At 44.3% G+C, this 18,705-nt stretch carries 13 protein-coding genes; all 13 read left to right on the top strand.

Annotated elements, in window-relative coordinates; translation table 11 throughout:
* Positions 1-91 precede the first annotated feature (91 nt).
* The 13 genes from AAFN85_RS09840 (at position 92) to AAFN85_RS09780 (ending at position 18,612) form a co-directional block, all read left to right on the top strand.
* Entirely contained in the window at positions 92-3,223 is a 3,132-nt protein-coding gene (locus AAFN85_RS09840) for a TonB-dependent receptor (protein ID WP_347527012.1), read from the top strand.
* A 23-nt stretch (positions 3,224-3,246) separates the two neighbouring features.
* Positions 3,247-5,142 (top strand): RagB/SusD family nutrient uptake outer membrane protein, encoded by a 1,896-nt coding sequence (locus AAFN85_RS09835; protein ID WP_347527010.1) that lies wholly within the window; start codon positions 3,247-3,249, stop codon positions 5,140-5,142.
* Positions 5,143-5,161: 19 nt separating this feature from the next.
* A complete protein-coding gene (locus AAFN85_RS09830) occupies positions 5,162-5,872 on the top strand; it encodes a DUF3823 domain-containing protein (RefSeq protein ID WP_347527009.1) in 711 nt (236 codons plus the stop codon).
* Positions 5,873-5,962: 90 nt separating this feature from the next.
* Complete coding sequence (locus AAFN85_RS09825; RefSeq protein ID WP_347527007.1) at positions 5,963-7,804, top strand: sugar-binding domain-containing protein; 1,842 nt, start codon at positions 5,963-5,965, stop codon at positions 7,802-7,804.
* 12 nt (positions 7,805-7,816) lie between these two features.
* Complete coding sequence (locus AAFN85_RS09820; RefSeq protein ID WP_347527006.1) at positions 7,817-9,889, top strand: beta-L-arabinofuranosidase domain-containing protein; 2,073 nt, start codon at positions 7,817-7,819, stop codon at positions 9,887-9,889.
* 14 nt (positions 9,890-9,903) lie between these two features.
* A complete protein-coding gene (locus AAFN85_RS09815; protein WP_347527005.1) occupies positions 9,904-10,935 on the top strand; it encodes a family 43 glycosylhydrolase in 1,032 nt (343 codons plus the stop codon).
* Positions 10,936-10,968: 33 nt separating this feature from the next.
* Positions 10,969-12,120 carry a sialidase family protein gene (locus AAFN85_RS09810; protein WP_347527004.1) on the top strand — a complete coding sequence of 384 codons (1,152 nt, stop codon included), beginning with the start codon at positions 10,969-10,971 and terminating at the stop codon, positions 12,118-12,120.
* 171 nt (positions 12,121-12,291) lie between these two features.
* Positions 12,292-13,368, top strand: coding sequence for a cellulase family glycosylhydrolase (locus tag AAFN85_RS09805; RefSeq protein ID WP_347527003.1), 1,077 nt, complete (start codon positions 12,292-12,294; stop codon positions 13,366-13,368).
* 233 nt (positions 13,369-13,601) lie between these two features.
* On the top strand, positions 13,602-14,612 hold the full coding sequence (locus AAFN85_RS09800) for a glycoside hydrolase family 43 protein (RefSeq protein WP_347527002.1): 1,011 nt from the start codon (positions 13,602-13,604) through the stop codon (positions 14,610-14,612).
* Positions 14,613-14,624: 12 nt separating this feature from the next.
* Entirely contained in the window at positions 14,625-16,697 is a 2,073-nt protein-coding gene (locus AAFN85_RS09795) for a hypothetical protein (RefSeq protein WP_347527001.1), read from the top strand.
* Positions 16,698-16,865: 168 nt separating this feature from the next.
* Complete coding sequence (locus AAFN85_RS09790; protein ID WP_347526999.1) at positions 16,866-17,489, top strand: hypothetical protein; 624 nt, start codon at positions 16,866-16,868, stop codon at positions 17,487-17,489.
* A gap of 193 nt (positions 17,490-17,682) precedes the next feature.
* Positions 17,683-17,952, top strand: coding sequence for an autorepressor SdpR family transcription factor (locus AAFN85_RS09785; protein WP_119407300.1), 270 nt, complete (start codon positions 17,683-17,685; stop codon positions 17,950-17,952).
* Entirely contained in the window at positions 17,953-18,612 is a 660-nt protein-coding gene (locus AAFN85_RS09780) for an SdpI family protein (protein WP_347526998.1), read from the top strand.
* Positions 18,613-18,705: the final 93 nt, after the last annotated feature.

The raw sequence follows: 18,705 nt of genomic DNA, 5'->3' as shown, positions 1-18,705 counted from the left end.
TAATAGATCATTTATGAGAAAATTTTTACTACTCAGGCATGGGGGGCACCCTCATGTACAGTGGCCGCCCAGTAAGTGGGGCCCAAAAGTAATGTTAATCGCTTTCTTCATCATGACCGGTTTCCTGTTTTCATTTAGTGCATCGGCACAAAATAAAATTAAGGTAACAGGTACCGTGACCGATACTACCGGGCATGTACTTACCGGCGTTGCTGTAAGGGTGCAGGGCACACAAGGCGGTACAACAACCGATGCGCAAGGTAACTTTTCACTCAATGTAGCCGACGCGAACGCAACATTGGTGTTTACTTATATCGGTTATGTAGCGCAGGAAGCTCCGCTAAATGGCCGTACAAGCATCAAAATCCGGCTTCGCGAAACAAATTCAGCCTTACAGGAAGTTGTGGTTACCGGTTACGGCACGCAAACAAAAGGCTCTATTACAGGCTCTATTTCCAGTGTTACCAGTAAGGATATTGATCGTGTGCACGCCGGTTCAACGGTGAGTACAACCCTTGCAGGTAAACTTCCGGGTGTAACCTTCAGGCAATCAGAAGGCCGCCCAGGTGCCAGTGCCAGCATCCAGATTCGTAACATGGGTACACCTTTGTATGTAATTGATGGTATCCAACAGGATGAAGGACAATTCAATAACCTTGCCCCTAATGATATCGCAAATCTTAGTGTGTTAAAAGATGCTTCGGCCGCTGTTTACGGTGTGCGTGCAGCTAACGGTGTTATCGTGGTAACAACTAAAAAAGGAGCGGGAGATTCTCGTATCAACGTAGATGCTTACACAGGTTTCCAGAATTTTTATCGTTTCCCGAATGTATTGACCAACTCGTATGATTATATGCGTTATTTGGCCGATGCACAGGTAAACAGTAATGGTTCTACAACTATTACTCAGGCCGAGCTTGATAAATATAAAGCAGGTACAGAAAAAGGCTACCAAAGCTTTAACTGGCGCGATTATGTTTTGAAAGCCAATAACAATGCTCCTCAAAACTCGGCTAACATTAACTTTACCGGCGGTACTGATAAACTGAATTATTATGTTTCGGCAACCAACCTGCACCAAAATTCTCAGTTAGGTAAAGAGTACCTTTTCAACCGCTCAAACATTCAATCTAATATATCATTAAAAGTAGCCAGCGGCTTAAAAGTAAGTATGGATATTAACGGGCGTATAGAAACCCGCGAAAACCCAGGTGTACCGGGTGGTGACGATTATTTTCTTGCCCGTTTTGCCGTTTTAAGAAATACTCCGCTCGAACGCCCATATGCAAATGATAACCCTGCTTACCTGAATGATATCGGCCACACCGAATCAAACTATGCTTTCCTTAACAAAAAGCTATCGGGTGTGTATCATAGTGATTGGCGCGTATTGCAAACCAACTTTGCTGCCGAGTACCAGGTTCCGGGGATAAAGGGTTTGAATATTAAAGGTTTATATTCATATTATATTGCCGATTATTTGCTTAATAACCAGGAGTATACTTACAATGCGTATACTTATCGCCCTGCAACTGATACTTATGATGTTACAGGTGGTAGTACTAACCCTTGGCGTGAGCGCGAGCAAAAAAAGGAATTTGCTAAAACTTACCAATGGCAGGTTAACTATGCCAATACATTTGGCAAGCACACCATAAGCGCTTTATTTATGTCTGAACGTATCGAGTTGCAGCACTTGCGCAACTGGATCCACGCTTCGCCTGTATCAAATAACCTGCCGCTTATCTATTTCCCTACTGCCGATCAGTATCAGGATAGTGATAATAAAGAAGCGCGTTTAGGTTACATTGGTAGAATCAATTATAACTACGATAATAAATACTACTTCGAATTTTCGGGAAGGCGTGATGCGTCATACCTGTTTGCTCCTGATAAACGCGTAGGTTATTTCCCTGGCGGCTCTATCGGCTGGCGCATTACACAGGAAGGTTTCATGAAGAAATTACTTGGTGATAATAGTATCCTAAACGATGTGAAGATCCGTGCATCATACGGTGTATTGGGTGATGACCGCGACCCTAATAATGCAGCTAATCCTATTGTAACGCCATATGCTTACTTGCCGGGTTACAATTACAACTCGGGTACGGCTATTATTGATGGTAACGCCATAGTAACCTCAACAGATAAAGGTTTGGTTACAACCAATATCTCATGGTCAAAAAGTAAAATAACCGATGTGGGTTTAGATTTCAGCATGTTTAACAACAGGTTGAACGGTGTAGTTGATTATTTCTATCGTAAACGTACAGGTCTTGCAGGTGCCAGTACTACATTGGTACTTCCTAAAGAAGTTGGTTATAACTTACCTCCTGAAAACTCAAGCAGCGATTCGCAATCGGGTGGTGAGTTTGCATTAAACTGGGCCGATAAAATCGGTAAAGTAAGCTATAATATTGGTGGTAACATTTCCTATTCCCGTCAAAAAACTGTTTTCAGAAACGAATATTTTGGCAACTCATTAGAGCAGTATTTCGGCTCGGGTATTAACCGCTATGCTAATATCGACTGGGGCTACACAGTTGTAGGTCAATTCACATCTCAAGACCAGATCAATAATTATAAGATCAATAACGATGGCAAGGGTAACCGCACCATGCTTCCTGGCGATTTAATGTACAAAGACTGGAACGGTGATGGTAAGATAGATGGTTATGATACCCGCCCAATTGGTTACGGTTACGGTAAACAACCAAACATCAACTTTGGCTTTACCATGGGTGCCGCTTATAAAGGATTTGACTTCCACGCAGATTTCTCGGGCGGTGCGGGTTACACCTGGTTTCAGAACTATGAAACAAGATGGGCATTCCAAAACAACGGTAACTTAAATACCATATTTGAAGACAGGTACCACCGTACAGATCCATTTGACGTGAACAGCGCATGGGTACCGGGTAAATATCCTGCCAACAGGGTTAACCCAGGCACAACCAATAGCGATTATGATCGTAACTCAACCTTCTGGTTACACAGTGTCAGATACCTGAGGGTACGTACGCTGGAGCTTGGTTATTCATTGCCTACTCAATTGTTAAGTAAAGTAAAGATAAAGAGAGCGAGATTTTATGTTAACGCGTATAACATGTTTTCATTTGATAACCTGAAACAATACGGCGTTGACCCAGAAACAACGGATGATAACGGGTTACAATTTCCACAGAGCAAGGTGCTCAACTTTGGTGTTAATTTAACCTTCTAATTGATCCCTCAAGTTTAAACCAAATGAAAAAAACAACCATAATATCAACATTTGCACTCCTGTTAGTTACAGGGGCTTGCAGAAAAGACAGCGACTTTTTAGACGTGCCACCTAAGCAGGTGATCACTTCTGATGTTGCATTTTCAGACCCCAACCTTGTACTTTCAATCCTTGCCGATTTATATAACCGAGTTTATGATTTTTCGGGCCTTGATAACGGCTGGGCATCATTTGCCGATTTTAGCGAATCATTCCCTTCAGAAAACGGAAGCTATGGTATAGTTCAGCGTACAGGCTGGGATTTCGGTTCATGGAACACCTGGGATTATACCTACATTCGCGAACTTAACCTGTTTATTGAACGTGCTACCGCGGCAACAAAATTAACAGATGCCGATAAAAACAGGTTTATTGCCGAAGGTCGCTTTATACGCGCACAGTATTATTTTGAATTGGTAAAAAGAATGGGCGGTGTACCGCTGATCACCAAATCAATGGATTACGATTTTTCGGGTAATGTTGAAAAATTGCAGGTGCCACGTTCAAAAGAATCAGAAATTTATGATTTTGTAATAAGCGAAGCCGAAGCGATAAAAGGTTTACTACCGGTTAACGTTAGCGAAAAATCAAGGGCAACCCCGGCTGCCGTATTGGCAATGGAATCAAGGGCTGCGTTATATGCCGCTTCAATTGCTAAGTATGGCGCTACTACACCACAGGTATCGTTACCTGGCGGTGAGGTTGGTATCCCGGCAAGCAGCGCTACCGGTTACTATACCAAAGCGCTTGCTGCTGCTAAAGAGATCATTTCGGGTAGCGCGGGTAATTACACACTTTACAAACAATTGCCAGACCTTAGTGATAACTTCGCTAACCTGTTCCTTGATAAATCGAGTTCAGAATCAATCTGGGTTGAAGATTTCAAGGCCAATGGCGGTAAAACTCACGGTTTCACAACAAATGATCAGCCTTTCTCAATTTCTGACGAAGGTTTGGACGCAGGCAGGTTAAACCCATCGTTAAACCTTGTTGAGGCTTTTGAAAAAACAGATAACACCTATGCTGCTATGGCAACTAAAGATGGCGCTGGAAACCCTGTTTATTATACCAACCAGTTAGATATATTTGCTGATAGGGATGCCAGGCTTGCCGGTACAGTATTATTGCCAAATGGTTTGTTTAAAGGTAAACGTACCGAAGTTTATGCCGGCTATCAGTTAGGCGATGGTACTGTAATATCAAGCAGCGATGCTACTATTACGCAGGAAGTGCCAGGATTAGGTAAAGTACAGGTTGTAGGTAAAGACGGACCGGTTAACGGTGCTGAGTTCCGTACTCAAACCGGTTTCTATATCCGTAAATATCTCGATCCAACAGTTGGTTCTGGTCGTCGTGGCCGTGGTAGTGATGTTAACTTTATCCGTTACCGTTATGCTGAGGTGTTATTGAATGCTGCCGAAGCTGATGCCGAATTAGGTAATTATGCTGAAGCATCAGGTTACCTTAATCAGGTGCGTTCAAGGGCTGGCCTTAATACTCCTTTGGTACTTACAGCGGCTAACTATTTTGACCGGATAGTTCACGAACGCCGCGTTGAACTTGCGTTTGAAGGTCATATTTTGTTCGACTTGAAACGCTGGAGACTTGCCAATGTAGTTTGGGATGGTGCTTCAATGTCGGTAACCGATTTGGTTAGCAACATAGGCAGTGCAAGAAAACGTAGCACCCAACCATTTGGTTTATGGCCTTACAAATACTACAACCCGGGCAATGCAAACAACGGCAAGTGGATATTTAAGGAGGTGAAACCTTCGCCGGTAACAGGTGCAAACAGGTTCCAGTTGGGTAACTACTATTCACGTATTAATGATGATGTAATAGCTGCTAACCCTAAGTTAGTTAAACAACCAAATCAATAAGAGTTAAAGAGAAGTGATCATGAAAATCAAGTTTCATTATATTTTAATAGGGCTTTTTCTTGCCGCCTCGGGTTGCAAGAAAGATAACTACGATGCGCCCCAATCGAAATTAAGCGGAAGGTTGGTTTATAAAGGCGAGGCAATAAACGTTGAATACAACGCGGTGCCTTATGAGCTTTATCAACCAGGTTTTGCAACCAAATCGGCCATTACGGGTACGTTTGATCAGGACGGTAATTATGGACAGCTGCTTTTTGATGGTAATTACAAATTTACCATGCAAGCCAACCAGGGTCCGTTTATGTGGAAGGAACTATCTGCCGGTAAACGCGATAGTTTAAATATTACCCTTAAAGGTAATCAGACACTGGATATTGAGGTTACACCTTACTACCTGATCCACAATGCAACCTATACTGCTACAGGCAGGAAGGTAACTGCTGTTTTTAACCTTGAAAAGGTAATAACCGATGCCAATGCTAAAAATATTGAGCGGGTATCTCTTTATGTAAATAAAACGCAGTTTGCTTCAAACGACTTCAGACTTGGTGACGGCGACCCGCCAACAATTGCGGGTTCTGCAATTACCAGCATGAATAATTTAACTTTAAGCTTTGATGTTCCAAGCTTAACCCCCACTCAAAACTATGTTTTTGCACGTGTTGGGTTAAAAATAGCCGGAGTTGATGACCTCATCTTCACGCCGGTAACTAAAGTAAATATTCAATAATTTTTTAGGCCCCTGGCTTTGCGGTTGGGGGCCTTTTTTTATTTTCCTGCATAATTAACTAACATAATATCCTTACACCTATTTAAACTGATGAAGAAAGTATCGCTTTGCCTGTCCCTCTTAATGTCAGCCTTTTTATCTGCCAACGCGCAGCAAGGCGATTGGCACATGATCAAAGACAGGATCACCACGCCATGGGCCGAAAAAGTTGACTCTAAAGCACCTCTTCCCGAATATCCACGTCCGCAAATGGTACGCGGCAACTGGCAAAACCTTAATGGTTTATGGAACTACGCCATTGTGCCTAAAGCAACTACTGGTCCGGCTAAGTATGAAGGGAAAATTTTGGTGCCTTTCGCGGTCGAGTCGGCATTATCGGGTGTTGGTAAAACGGTGGGTAAGGATAGTATGCTGTGGTATAAAACCACCATCAGCCTAAATAAAACATTAAAAGGTAAAGAAGTACTGATACACTTTGGCGCGGTAGACTGGCGTACCGAAGTATTTGTAAATGGTAAAAGTGCCGGTATTCATGAAGGCGGCTTTGATCCGTTCACATTCAACATCACCCCTTATTTAAAAGGTGGGTCGAAACAAGATATTACCGTAAGTGTGTGGGACCCAACAGATGATGGGCCGCAGCCACGTGGTAAACAAGTTAAAAAGCCCGAAGGTATCTGGTACACCCCGGTTACCGGTATCTGGCAAACTGTTTGGCTGGAAGGCGTTGCCAAAACCCATATCGACGCTACCAAACAAACCCCTGATATTGACAATCACACACTGTCGGTTTCGGCCGAAGTTAGCAATAGCCAGCCCGGCGATAAGCTGAAGATCAGCGCCTGGAACGGCAAAACCCTTGTATCTGAAAAAACAATCGACGCGGGCGAAACCGCTGTGTTGGATATTAAAGACCAGCACTTATGGTCAACTACTGATCCGTTTTTGTATGATTTGAAAGTTGCCGTTATCCGCGGTGGTAAATCTGTTGATGAGATTGGCAGCTACTTTGCCATGCGTAAAATTTCGCTTGGTGCCGATGCCAATGGCATCCAACGCATGTTGCTGAACAACAAATTTGTATTTCAATACGGCCCGCTTGATCAGGGTTGGTGGCCTGATGGCTTGTACACCCCGCCAACTTACGAGGCCATGAGCTATGATATTGATAAGCTGAAAGCGATGGGCTTTAACATGATCCGCAAGCACATTAAAGTTGAGCCGGCCCGTTATTACACTTATTGCGATAAAGTAGGCATGCTGTTATGGCAGGATATGCCAAGCGGCGATTTGGGTAACCATTGGGAAAACCGTCCGGGTGTACTTGACCGTGCTACCGATCAGCAACGTACGCCAGAATCTGAGGGTTACTACCGCAAAGAATGGAACGCCATCATCAACTCATTATACAACTATCCTTGTATCGTAGTTTGGACTCCGTTCAACGAAGCCTGGGGCCAGTTTAAAACTGTTGAGATAACCGAGTGGACAAAGAAAAAAGATCCATCACGCTTAGTGAACAGCGCCAGTGGTGGTAATTTTTATGATACCGGCGATATTGTCGATCTGCATAACTATCCGCACCCTGCAATGCCTCGCCCCGAAATTTTCGGTAAAACCAAAGCTGTTGTTTTAGGAGAGTTTGGTGGCCTGGGCTGGCCTGTGGAAGGCCACAACTGGCAAAGCAATAAAAACTGGGGTTATCAAACCTTTAAAAACGGCGAAGACCTGTTTAAACGTTACTCAACCTTTACCGATAGATTGGAGGAACTGATTAAAGTTGGTTTATCGGCGGCTGTGTACACCCAGACTACCGATGTGGAAGGAGAGGTAAACGGCTTCATGACTTACGACAGAAAGATGATCAAAATGCCTGTAGAATTGTTACAAAAAGCTAATAGCAAACTGTACAACGAGGCCCTGGTTAAATAATATATTTACTACATGACTATTAAAAACAGTATAAAATTGATGCGCAGGGAGGTTTGCCTTTCTGTGGCGATGATTTGTGCGGGCGTTGCCACGGCAAGCGCCCAGGGGTTGAAAGCAACAACGGTTACCACGGTTGATAACAAGGCTTCAAATACCTTATACGTAAGCAACCGTGCGCCACTGCAAAAACAATATTTTACAAAACTACCTACCGGCAGCATCAAGGCCGGTGGCTGGATGAAAAAGATGCTGGAACTGCAGCGCGACGGCTTAACCGGTAACCTGGGCGAGATAAGCGTGTGGCTTTCAAAAACCAACAATGCCTGGTTAAATAAAGAAGGCAAAGGGGAATACGGTTGGGAAGAGTTACCTTACTGGTTAAAAGGCTATGCCGATATTGCCTATACCTTAGGTGATAAAAAAATGATCGCTGAAACCAAATTCTGGATAGATGCGGTACTGAATAACCAGCGTGATAATGGTGATTTCGGTCCGGCGGTAGAGCATAATGGCAACCGCGATTTGTGGACTAACATGCCGATGCTGTGGTGCCTGCAATCGTACTATGAGTACAGCAAAGACCCGCGGGTAATTCCTTTTATGACCAAATATTTCAAATATGAGTTAGCCACGCCGGATAATAAGTTTTTGGAAGATTACTGGGAAAACAGCCGCGGCGGCGATAACATGCTGAGCGTTTACTGGCTTTACAACCGCACCGGTGATAAGTTTTTACTTGACCTTGCTACCAAATTAGATAAAAACACTGCCGACTGGCGCCAGGCTAATAACCTGCCCAACTGGCATAACGTTAACGTAGCCCAGTGTTTCCGCGAGCCTGCAACTTACTACCTGCAAAGCCACGATAAAAAAGATCTGGACGCTACTTACAACGATTTTAAGCTGATCCGCAATTTATACGGCCAGGTGCCGGGCGGCATGTTTGGTGCCGATGAAAATGCCCGTAAAGGTTACGATGACCCACGTCAGGCGGTGGAAACCTGTGGCTTAGTTGAGCAAATGACATCCGACCAGATGTTATTAGGTGCAACCGGCGATCGCTTCTGGGCCGAAAACTGCGAAGATGTAGCTTTCAATACTTTCCCGGCGGCCTTTATGCCCGATTACCGCGCGCTACGTTACCTTACTGCGCCTAACATGATAGTGAGCGATGGTAAAAACCACCATCCGGGTATTGCTAACGAAGGTCCGTTTTTAATGATGAACCCTTTTGGCAGCCGTTGCTGCCAGCATAACCACTCGGCAGGCTGGGTGTATTATGTAGAGAATAGTTGGATGGCTACGCCTGATAACGGCATAGCGGCCCTGCTTTATACCGAAGGCAAGGTGAGTGCCAAAGTAGGCAAAGGCACCGAGGTGAGCATTACCGAAACCAGCCATTATCCGTTTCAGGATCAGATCAGCTTTACGGTAAACACTGCTAAAGCTGTTGATTTTCCGCTTTACCTGCGCATACCGGCCTGGTGTAAAGGCGCTTCTGTTAAGGTGAATGGTGTTGCCGTTAGTGTAAATACATCAACAGGCGATTACATCCGCGTAGCGAAAAACTGGAAAAACGGCGATAAAGTAACCCTGCAATTACCAATGCAATTAAAAGTGCAGGAGTGGGCTAAAAATAAAAACAGCGTGAGTGTTAGCTATGGTCCGCTTACTTATTCGCTTAAAATTAAGGAGGAATATACTAAAGGCGATAACCTGAAAGACGCGCAAGGCGATTCGCATTGGCAGCCAACTGCCGATCCGTCGAAATGGCCATCGTTCAATATCTATGCTGCATCACCATGGAACTATGGTTTGCTGATAGACGGGCAACATCCTGAAAAATCATTAGCCGTTGTTCACCGTGCATGGCCGAAGGATAATAATCCCTTCACTAACGCCACAGCGCCTATCGAGCTAAAAGCGAAAGGCAAGCAGATCCCGAATTGGAAGGTTGACGAAACCGGCTTATGCGGTGTATTACCACAAAGCCCTGTAAAAACCGAAGAGCCTGCTAAAGAACTGACATTGGTACCAATGGGCGGCGCGAGGTTAAGGATCTCGGCCTTTCCGGTTGCTGAATAATGATTTAAATGTCGATGATAAAAAAGATAATATTCGGTTTGTTGATGATGGCTGGCTTAAACGCCGCGGCGCAGGATGTCCCGGTTAAAAACCAGCCGCCATCACCTTTATTCCGCGATCCGATTTATGATGGCGCTGCCGATCCTGTATTGGTTTATAATAAGGCCGAAAAAGAGTGGACCATGTTATACACCCAACGCCGGGCCAATGTACAATCGCCGGGTGTGGCCTTTTGCTACGGTACAGCCATTGGCGTTGCCACTTCAAAAGATCATGGGCATACCTGGGCTTACCGCGGCGCGCTAAACCTGGAGCACGAACATGGTTTGAACACCTTTTGGGCACCGGATATTATTTATGATAATGGCCTTTACCACATGTTTGTGGTTTACATCCGCGGCGTGTACAGCCAATGGGGCGGCGATGCGCACCTGGTACACTACACCAGCAAAAACCTGTGGGACTGGAAATACCTCGGTCCGATGAATTTGCCGGATCATAACATCATCGACCCAACCTTAATGAAATTGCCCGATGGCAAATGGCATGTTTGGTATAAAGACCAAAAGCTGGGTAGCATCACTATGACTGCCGAAAGTACCGACCTGGTTAACTGGAAGGTTGATGATAAACCCGCCATCGGCGGTCGCGAACACGAAGGGCCAAAGATCTTCAGGTTTAAAGATTATTACTGGATGATAACCGACGAATGGCAGGGGCAGCGTGTTTACCGTTCAAAAGATGCTAAAACATGGGAACACCAGGGGCTGATATTGGATAAACCCGGTCATAGGCCGGAGGACACACCAACTGGCGCGCATGCTGATGTGGTAGTAAGTGAAGGCCATGCCTATATCATTTACTTTACGCATCCGGGTAGGAAAAAGCATTTTGAAGATGGCGGCTTAGATGCCGATGGTGCATATAGCTATACCACCAAACGCACATCTATCCACGCCGCCGAACTGGAGTTTAATGGCGAAACGCTTACATGCGATCGTGATAAGCCATTCAGTTTTTGGCTGGCCGATGAGGGGAGCAAATAAAATCAACACAAAAGAGATAAACTATAATTGGTTATGCGGCAGGTATTCATTTGGTTAATGGGTGTGTTTGCCCCGGTGATGGTTCCGGGGCGACACGATGCCGTTAAGGATACCGTGCCGGCCAAAACCATAGTTTGGGATCAAGCCACCTTAAAACAGGTAAGCGAAAAAAGCGGCAATTATGCCCGCATGGTTCAGTTAAAAGATAAAAGCCTGCTCTGTGTTTACGAAAGCAGGGAAGGCTCGGTAAGTACCAAAAGTAACGATGGCGGTAAAACATGGAGCAAACCCATTGTAATTGCCGCATCGGGCAATGGTGTTAATATGGCTGTACCGGATGTGCTGGAACTTAAGGATGGTTCGATATTGGCATCCTATAATCCTCGTCCGCATAAGGTTAACGGTGCATGGGATGAAACCAAACACTTCGGCATCTGCACAAAAAAAAGCTACGACGGCGGCAAAACCTGGAAGGATGAAAGGCTGATCTACGAAGCCGCCAGCAGTTTTGACGATGGTTGCTGGGAACCTTCGCAAATTCAATTACCATCGGGCGAGATCCAATTGTTCTTCTCTAACGAGGGCATCTACACCAAATCGAACGAACAAAATATTTCCATATTCAGATCAAAGGATAACGGCCTTACGTGGACTAAGCAGCCGCAAATTGTATCCTTTAGGCCGGGGCATCGTGATGGAATGCCCATAGCCGTCATCCTGAAGGGTAAAAACGAGATCGCGTTTTCGATAGAGGACAACGCCGGTGCAACTTTTAAGCCTTCCATCATCCGTAACAGCATTACCAAAAACTGGCAAAAAACAGTGGGAGCTGATGATGATGAACGCAGCTATGCCCTTACCCCGAAATTGCCGGATACCGTTTATGCAGGCGCACCATTTTTAAGGCAACTGCACAGTGGCGAAACCATACTATCGTACCAAAGTACATTAAACCGTAATCATAACTGGGAACAAGCCCGGATGCAGGTTGCAGTGGGCAATAGTGATGCATGCGATTTTGTAACGGTGCCCGATCCGTTTTCCGTACCGTTGGATAAGCAGGGGCTTTGGAATTCGATATGTGTGTTGAATGATGATACGATCATTGCGCTTACATCAACCAATGCTTATGGTGGTAATACGGCTATTTGGATGATTAAGGGGCGGTTAGTAAACAATAAATAATAAATATTCACAGCCGCTCGGCTCCAGCCGAGTGGCAACTACTAAGCGGCCTCTGGCCGCCGACCATGGAGTAGCAGGCCAGAGGCCTTGGGGTAATTGCCACTCGGCTGGAGCCGAGCGGCTGTGTGGGATAAAAACAAAAAATTGAATTAAACTATTAAACACAAATACATGCAAACAAAACTAAAAGTATTGGCCCTGGCTTTAGCGATGCCGTTGGGGATGAGGGTAATGGCGCAGCAAAAAGCCCCGGCAGCAGCGCAGGTGTGGTCGCAGCAAAAGGCAAAAACCTGGTATGCCCAACAGCAATGGCTGGTAGGTGCCGATTTTATACCAAGTACCGCCATTAACCAGTTAGAAATGTGGCAGGCCGATACCTTCGATCCTAAAACCATCGATAAAGAGTTAGGTTATGCTCAAGGCATTGGTATGAACGTAATGCGTGTGTTTTTGCACCACTTAGCCTGGGAGCAAGACCCTGAAGGCTTTAAAAAACGTATAGACCAATACCTTGCTGTCTCAAGCAAACACGGCGTAAAAACCATGTTTGTATTTTTTGATGATTGCTGGAACAAAGTACCTAAAATTGGTAAACAACCCGAGCCAAAACCGGGTATTCACAATTCGGGCTGGATGCAGGATCCTGGGCAACCGGCCTCTGATAACGCGGCTAACTCGCCGGTGCTTGAAAAATATGTGAAGGATGTATTGAAACGTTTTGCTAATGACAAACGCGTTTTACTTTGGGATTTATATAACGAACCTGGCAACTCGGATAAAGGCAGCCGATCATTACCGTTGCTGAAAAGCGTGTTTAAATGGGCAAGGCAGGTAAACCCAAGTCAGCCGATAAGCGCCGGTGTTTGGCGTTGGGATTTGGAAGAGTTAAACAAATTCCAGATAGCTAACTCTGATATTGTTACCTATCATGATTACACTCCCGAAAATGAGCACCTGAAAACTGTGCAGTTCCTGAAAATGAACGGTCGCCCGCTAATCTGTACCGAGTACATGGCCCGTCCGCGTAACAGCTTGTTCGGCACTGTGCTGCCAATGCTTAAAAAAGAAAATGTAGGCGCTATAAACTGGGGCTTTGTAAGTGGCAAAACCAACACCATTTACGCATGGGATACCCCAATGCCTGATGGTAACGAGCCGAAAGTGTGGTTCCATGATATTTTCCGTAAGGATGGTACGGCTTATATCCCTGAGGAAACTAATTTGATCAAAAAGCTTACCGGGAGGTAGGGTTTTAGATGTGCGGATGTGCAGATTTTAGATGTGCAGATGCATGATAATTTGCTAAGCAAGACTTACGAAGTTTTTAAAACTTCGTAAGTCTGAACTGCCAAATCCGCATTTACCCACCACGTCATTGCGAGGTACGAAGCAATCGCACGTAAGCAAATCCGTTCTGTATAGTTCGCGATTGCTTCGTACCTCGCAATGACGATGGTTATTCTTCTTAACCAATTACACCTATGAAAAAGTTATTCTCCTACCTGATGCCGGTTCTCCTCGGCACGGTAAGCGCTTGCAGTAGCCACTCGCAACAAGCCGAACCTGTTAAAACAACGCCAATCTACACCGGTCTCATCCATGTTGTATTGGATAGGGATTTTCCTGACCCTACGGTGATCCGCTACAATGGCAAATATTACGCCTACGCAACGCAGGCTTCGGGCGCGGATGGAAAGATGATGAATATCCAGGTAGCATGGTCAACCGATCATGAGCATTGGGTACATGCAGGCGATGCATTGCCGCAAAAGCCATCCTGGGCATCAAACACGCAAAACTTTTGGGCACCTGATGTATTTTTCGATGCCAAACTGAACAAATTTGTAATGTTCTTCTCTGCCGACCCTAATGAGCTTACCGGTAAATGGATGGGCATAGCCTATGCCGATAATCCGCTCGGCCCGTTTACAGATAAAGGCACCCCATTTATGAAAGGCCCGAGCTTTCAATGTATAGACCCAAAGGCTTTCGTTGATCCTAAAACAGGGAAGCATTTCTTGTACTGGGGATCGGATTTTCAACCTTTAAGAGTGAGGGAAATGAAAGAGGACTGGTCGGATTTCAAGGAAGGTTCGCAAGCCGTGGTAGCAGTTGAGGCCGGAAAAGATCATAGTTATAGCAATCTTATTGAAGGCTCGTGGCTGGATTATGATAATGGCACTTATTATCTGTATTATTCGGGCGATAACTGCTGCGGCGATAACGCCAATTACGCGGTAATGATAGCTAAAGCCACAAGTCCGGAAGGGCCGTTCACTCGTTTGGGTGAAGCTGATAAAACGTTGAATAGCGCCATCCTGGTTAAAGATGCTACTTATACCGCCCCTGGTCATAACTCCATCTTTACCGATGAAAAAGGGAAAAGGTTTATAGCTTACCACGCTATCGAAATTGCTCATAAGCAAAAGGGTAGGGTAATGTGTATCAGCCCTATCAAATATCAAAACGGCTGGCCGGTTGTAACTAAATAAAAGGAGGAGATTATGAGTGTGAAATATCTGTTTTTAAGCTTAGCAGCAACGTTATGTTTTTTTAAAGCTACGGCACAGGTTCCGGGTAAACCGGCGACGGGTGTTGTAGTGAAACAGGAAAAAGCTGATCTGGTATCGGTTGTATGGCCTGTAGGCAATAGTAATTCGGGCAGGCTTGTGCTTAATTTGAAAAATGGTGAGTCGTTATTCAGCAGCGTATCGCTGGGTAATAAAGGGAAATATAATAGGGTAATTGAAAACGTCGATCCGCAGTTTGTACTTACCGAAGGCAAACGCGATCTGATCTCGCAAAACGGTTGGAATATTTTCTTTGATAAAGTACCACTTAAGCCTCACCGATCCTATAAAGTTGGTTTTAATAAAAAAGGCATAGCCGTTAGCAGCGCTGGGACTCGCACTGTTATTAAAATAGGCGATGTAGAAGCTCCCAATTTTAAAGGCGACCTGGAAATAACCCTCTATAACGGCCAACCGCTATTTAACGTAGCGGCTGTAATATCAACACAGGTAGATTCGACCGCTATTTTGTACGATGCCGGTTTGGTGGCGAAAGCTCAGTCTGTAAAAAGCATCAGCTATAGCGATGTTTACGAAAAGCTTAAAACCGATGACCATCCTGCCGATACCGCTAAAAATTTGGCTGTTAAATACCGTACTATCATAGGTGCTAACGGCAATAATGGCATCGCGGTTTTCCCTGCGCCTCACCAGTATTTTTATCCTTTAGATGAGGCCTTCAACCTTAGATTTGTTTGGTATGGCAATAATTACCGAAACCTGTTGCCCGGCTATGGCCTCGGCATCAGGCAGGAATTACAGGGTGATAAGCGCTTTGTGCCCTGGTTTAATGCGCCTCCTGGAACTAAACAGCGCCTCAACTTCTTCTGTCTTTTGGGCACTAATGGAGCAGAAGCCTTGTTGGATAATGTAAAACAATTCACCCATAACGATAGCTATAAACCTTTACCCGGTTATAAGACATTGGCCAGTCATTTCCACAATGAGTTTATTATGAGTGTGGTGTTGGCGGGTAAACCTGTACCTGATAGTCCATCGTTTGTAAAAGTGTTTAAAAGGCAAGGCGTTGATATCGTTCACCTGGCCGAGTTTCATTACACTGCCCATCCCAAAGGACCAGACGAGCAACGGCTTAAAGAGTTAAAAGCCTTGTTTGATCAGTGCAGCCGGCTATCCGACAATAAGTTTTTACTGTTACCCGGCGAGGAACCCAACGAGTTTTTCGGCGGGCACTGGCTGGCATTTTTTCCGAAACCGGTTTACTGGATCATGTCGCGCAAGGAGGGTACGCCATTTACAAGTACCGATGCCGAACATGGAAAGATCTATCACATTGGTGATAAAACAGATATGCTGAACCTGCTTAAAGCCGAGAACGGCCTTGCCTGGACGGCGCATGCCCGTACAAAGGGCTCAACCGGTTTCCCGGATACTTATAAAAAAGAAGACTTCTTCCTGTCGGATAGGTTTTTAGGTGCGGCATGGAAAGCTTTGCCTGCCGATCTGTCTCAGCCGCGCTTAGGTAAGCGGACATTCGATCTGATGGATGATATGAACAATTGGGGGCTGAAGAAAAAAGTACTTTCGGAAGCAGACCTGTTTACTATCGAACCGGAAAATGAAATGTACGCCCATCTAAATATCAATTATCTGAAGCTGGATAGGATTCCTCAATTTAAAGATGGATGGCAACCGGTTTTAAATAAATTGGAGCAAGGCCAGTTCTTCTCTACAACCGGGGAGGTATTGATTGAAGATTTTACAGTGAATGGCCACTCATCAGGAGAAACGATAACGTTGCCTGCCGATGGTAAATGCATCATCGATTTTAAAACCAGCTGGACATTCCCGCTCAATTTTGCCGAGATCATATCCGGGGATGGCAAAACGGTTTATCGCGAGCACATCGATTTGACTTCAACACAGGCGTTCGGCACAAAAAACTTTAGCAAAGTATTGAATATGAAAGACCGCAAATGGGTGAGGTTGGAAGTTTGGGATGCTGCTGTGGATGGGGCTTATACGCAGACGGTTTGGTTTAAATAAAATGATAAGATGAAAGCCGCTGCCATTCGCGTAAGCCGAATGGCAGCGGTAGTTTTTTATTCGCTACCGCGGGTTTAGCGGTAGCGTAACCCGTGGGAATAACAGGTTGAATTTTAAACTTAACTTGTTATTCTTATATTTAGCCACTCTTTCTTACAGCCTTATCTCATGAGTAAAATCTTCTTTGGAATACTTATAATCTTTTTGTTTGGTTCATGTGATAATGTAAATAAATCATCCGAGGAAAACTCGACTACGCAGGATACATCTGCTTCTGACAGCAAACGTCTGGATAATACAACAAAATCAAGGTTTAACGGTGATAGTTTAAAATATTTATTCTCAAAAGCCCCGTTCAATTATACTTTTAAAGACGAGAGAACAATTGATGGGACATCTAATTCTCATGTTGAAGGTTATGAAAATGAATCAAGCTTTCAAAAGGATATTGACGTTCCAAATGAAATTGTGATTAATTATGATTTTAATTCCAGGAAGGCAACCAGCGTAACCTTCTATCTCAATCATTTTAAGACGAATAATATTAAGATGCGCGATTGTAGGAAGTTAGTTGAATTTATAGATTTCTTTGACTCGAACGCTTCAAAATATTTGAAACAGAATTTCAATACAATTTTTTACGATGAAGCGGCTAAAGAGAAATTAAATAATTATAAAACCAATGTTATTGAAATGTTTATCGACCATAATTTATTTGACGCACGAAAATTTGACAAAAACAGCGATGGATCAACCACATCTCAATATGTTGATTGTATAATTAAATTTTAAGCATAGTAACATCCTGGTCGAAGTTTAACGCAGCGTACCTTCGACCAGGTATTGACTTAAGTAATTTTACACCACGGGTTACGCTATCGCTAAACCCGCGGCAGATTACATATTATAAAGAGGATTAATCACCTCTTTTTTTGTAACAAAATATTTAGATATTTGTCTAAATATATAAATATCCAAAATCAAATTGAACGCACTATTTAAAGCCCTTAATGACCCAACCCGCCGCGAAATACTCGAGCTGCTAAAAGATAAAGACATGACGGCCGGTGACATAGCCGACCAGTTCTCCATCTCCAAGCCAAGTATCTCGCACCACCTCGACCTATTGCGTCAGGCCGGTTTGGTTGTTTCGGTAAAAGAGGGGCAGTTTATCTATTACTCTATCAACACCACCGTAATGGACGAAATGCTGAAATGGATAATGCAATTTAAATCATCACAAAAAAATAAATAAATGAAAAAGTTTACCTGGATCGATGCCGCAGCCTTGATCATTTGGCTATTGCCGGTTGCCTATATCGCTTATATTTATTCTTCATTGCCGGTTTCGGTACCGGTACATTTTGGTCCGGGTGGGCAACCAGATCGTTATGGTAGCAAGGGAGAATTTATTGGGGGTGAAGCCATTTTGATGGGCGCATCCTCCCTGGTATACTTGTTAATGAAGTTCTTGCCCGCTATCGACCCTAAAAAATATGTAAAATATGGCGAGGCAACGTTTCAGAAACTGGCTTTTGGTATGGTGGCGTTTTTTGCAGCATTAGGTATTGCTATAGCTTTCGCTACGCTAAATCACGCGTTCCAGATTGATAAGCTGATATATCCTATTATCGGGTTGTTGTTTGCATTTATTGGTAACATGATGCACAGCATCAAACCAAACTATTTCGCGGGCATCCGCACACCCTGGACTTTAGAAGACGATGATACCTGGCGCGCAACCCACCGCCTTGCAGGTAAACTTTGGTTTACGGCGGGCATTTCGTTAACTGCTTTGGTGTTGTTTCTCCCGGCCAAGGCAAGTACAGTAGTTTTTTTGGTGGGTGTTGGTATTATGGTGCTCATCCCGGTTGTTTACTCGTACACTTATTTTAAAAAGCATAGGCCGCGGTAAACAGGTTATGCTACCTGTTTACCGGGCAATTTTGCAGAGAGATAATTTTTAACGGCAGCTATTTTGCCTGTGCGTACCAGATAGCTGATGAAT

Origin of the sequence: Mucilaginibacter sp. CAU 1740, assembly GCF_039839285.1 — a bacterium.
Classification (GTDB): Bacteria; Bacteroidota; Bacteroidia; order Sphingobacteriales; family Sphingobacteriaceae; genus Mucilaginibacter.
This window is presented reverse-complemented; position numbering and strand designations above follow the sequence as displayed.

Coding starts and splice junctions, on each gene's coding strand:
- AAFN85_RS09840 (WP_347527012.1), top strand. CDS start 92: ATGTTAATCGCTTTCTTCATCATGACCGGTTTCCTGTTTTCATTTAGT.
- AAFN85_RS09835 (WP_347527010.1), top strand. CDS start 3,247: ATGAAAAAAACAACCATAATATCAACATTTGCACTCCTGTTAGTTACA.
- AAFN85_RS09830 (WP_347527009.1), top strand. CDS start 5,162: ATGAAAATCAAGTTTCATTATATTTTAATAGGGCTTTTTCTTGCCGCC.
- AAFN85_RS09825 (WP_347527007.1), top strand. CDS start 5,963: ATGAAGAAAGTATCGCTTTGCCTGTCCCTCTTAATGTCAGCCTTTTTA.
- AAFN85_RS09820 (WP_347527006.1), top strand. CDS start 7,817: ATGACTATTAAAAACAGTATAAAATTGATGCGCAGGGAGGTTTGCCTT.
- AAFN85_RS09815 (WP_347527005.1), top strand. CDS start 9,904: ATGATAAAAAAGATAATATTCGGTTTGTTGATGATGGCTGGCTTAAAC.
- AAFN85_RS09810 (WP_347527004.1), top strand. CDS start 10,969: ATGCGGCAGGTATTCATTTGGTTAATGGGTGTGTTTGCCCCGGTGATG.
- AAFN85_RS09805 (WP_347527003.1), top strand. CDS start 12,292: ATGCAAACAAAACTAAAAGTATTGGCCCTGGCTTTAGCGATGCCGTTG.
- AAFN85_RS09800 (WP_347527002.1), top strand. CDS start 13,602: ATGAAAAAGTTATTCTCCTACCTGATGCCGGTTCTCCTCGGCACGGTA.
- AAFN85_RS09795 (WP_347527001.1), top strand. CDS start 14,625: ATGAGTGTGAAATATCTGTTTTTAAGCTTAGCAGCAACGTTATGTTTT.
- AAFN85_RS09790 (WP_347526999.1), top strand. CDS start 16,866: ATGAGTAAAATCTTCTTTGGAATACTTATAATCTTTTTGTTTGGTTCA.
- AAFN85_RS09780 (WP_347526998.1), top strand. CDS start 17,953: ATGAAAAAGTTTACCTGGATCGATGCCGCAGCCTTGATCATTTGGCTA.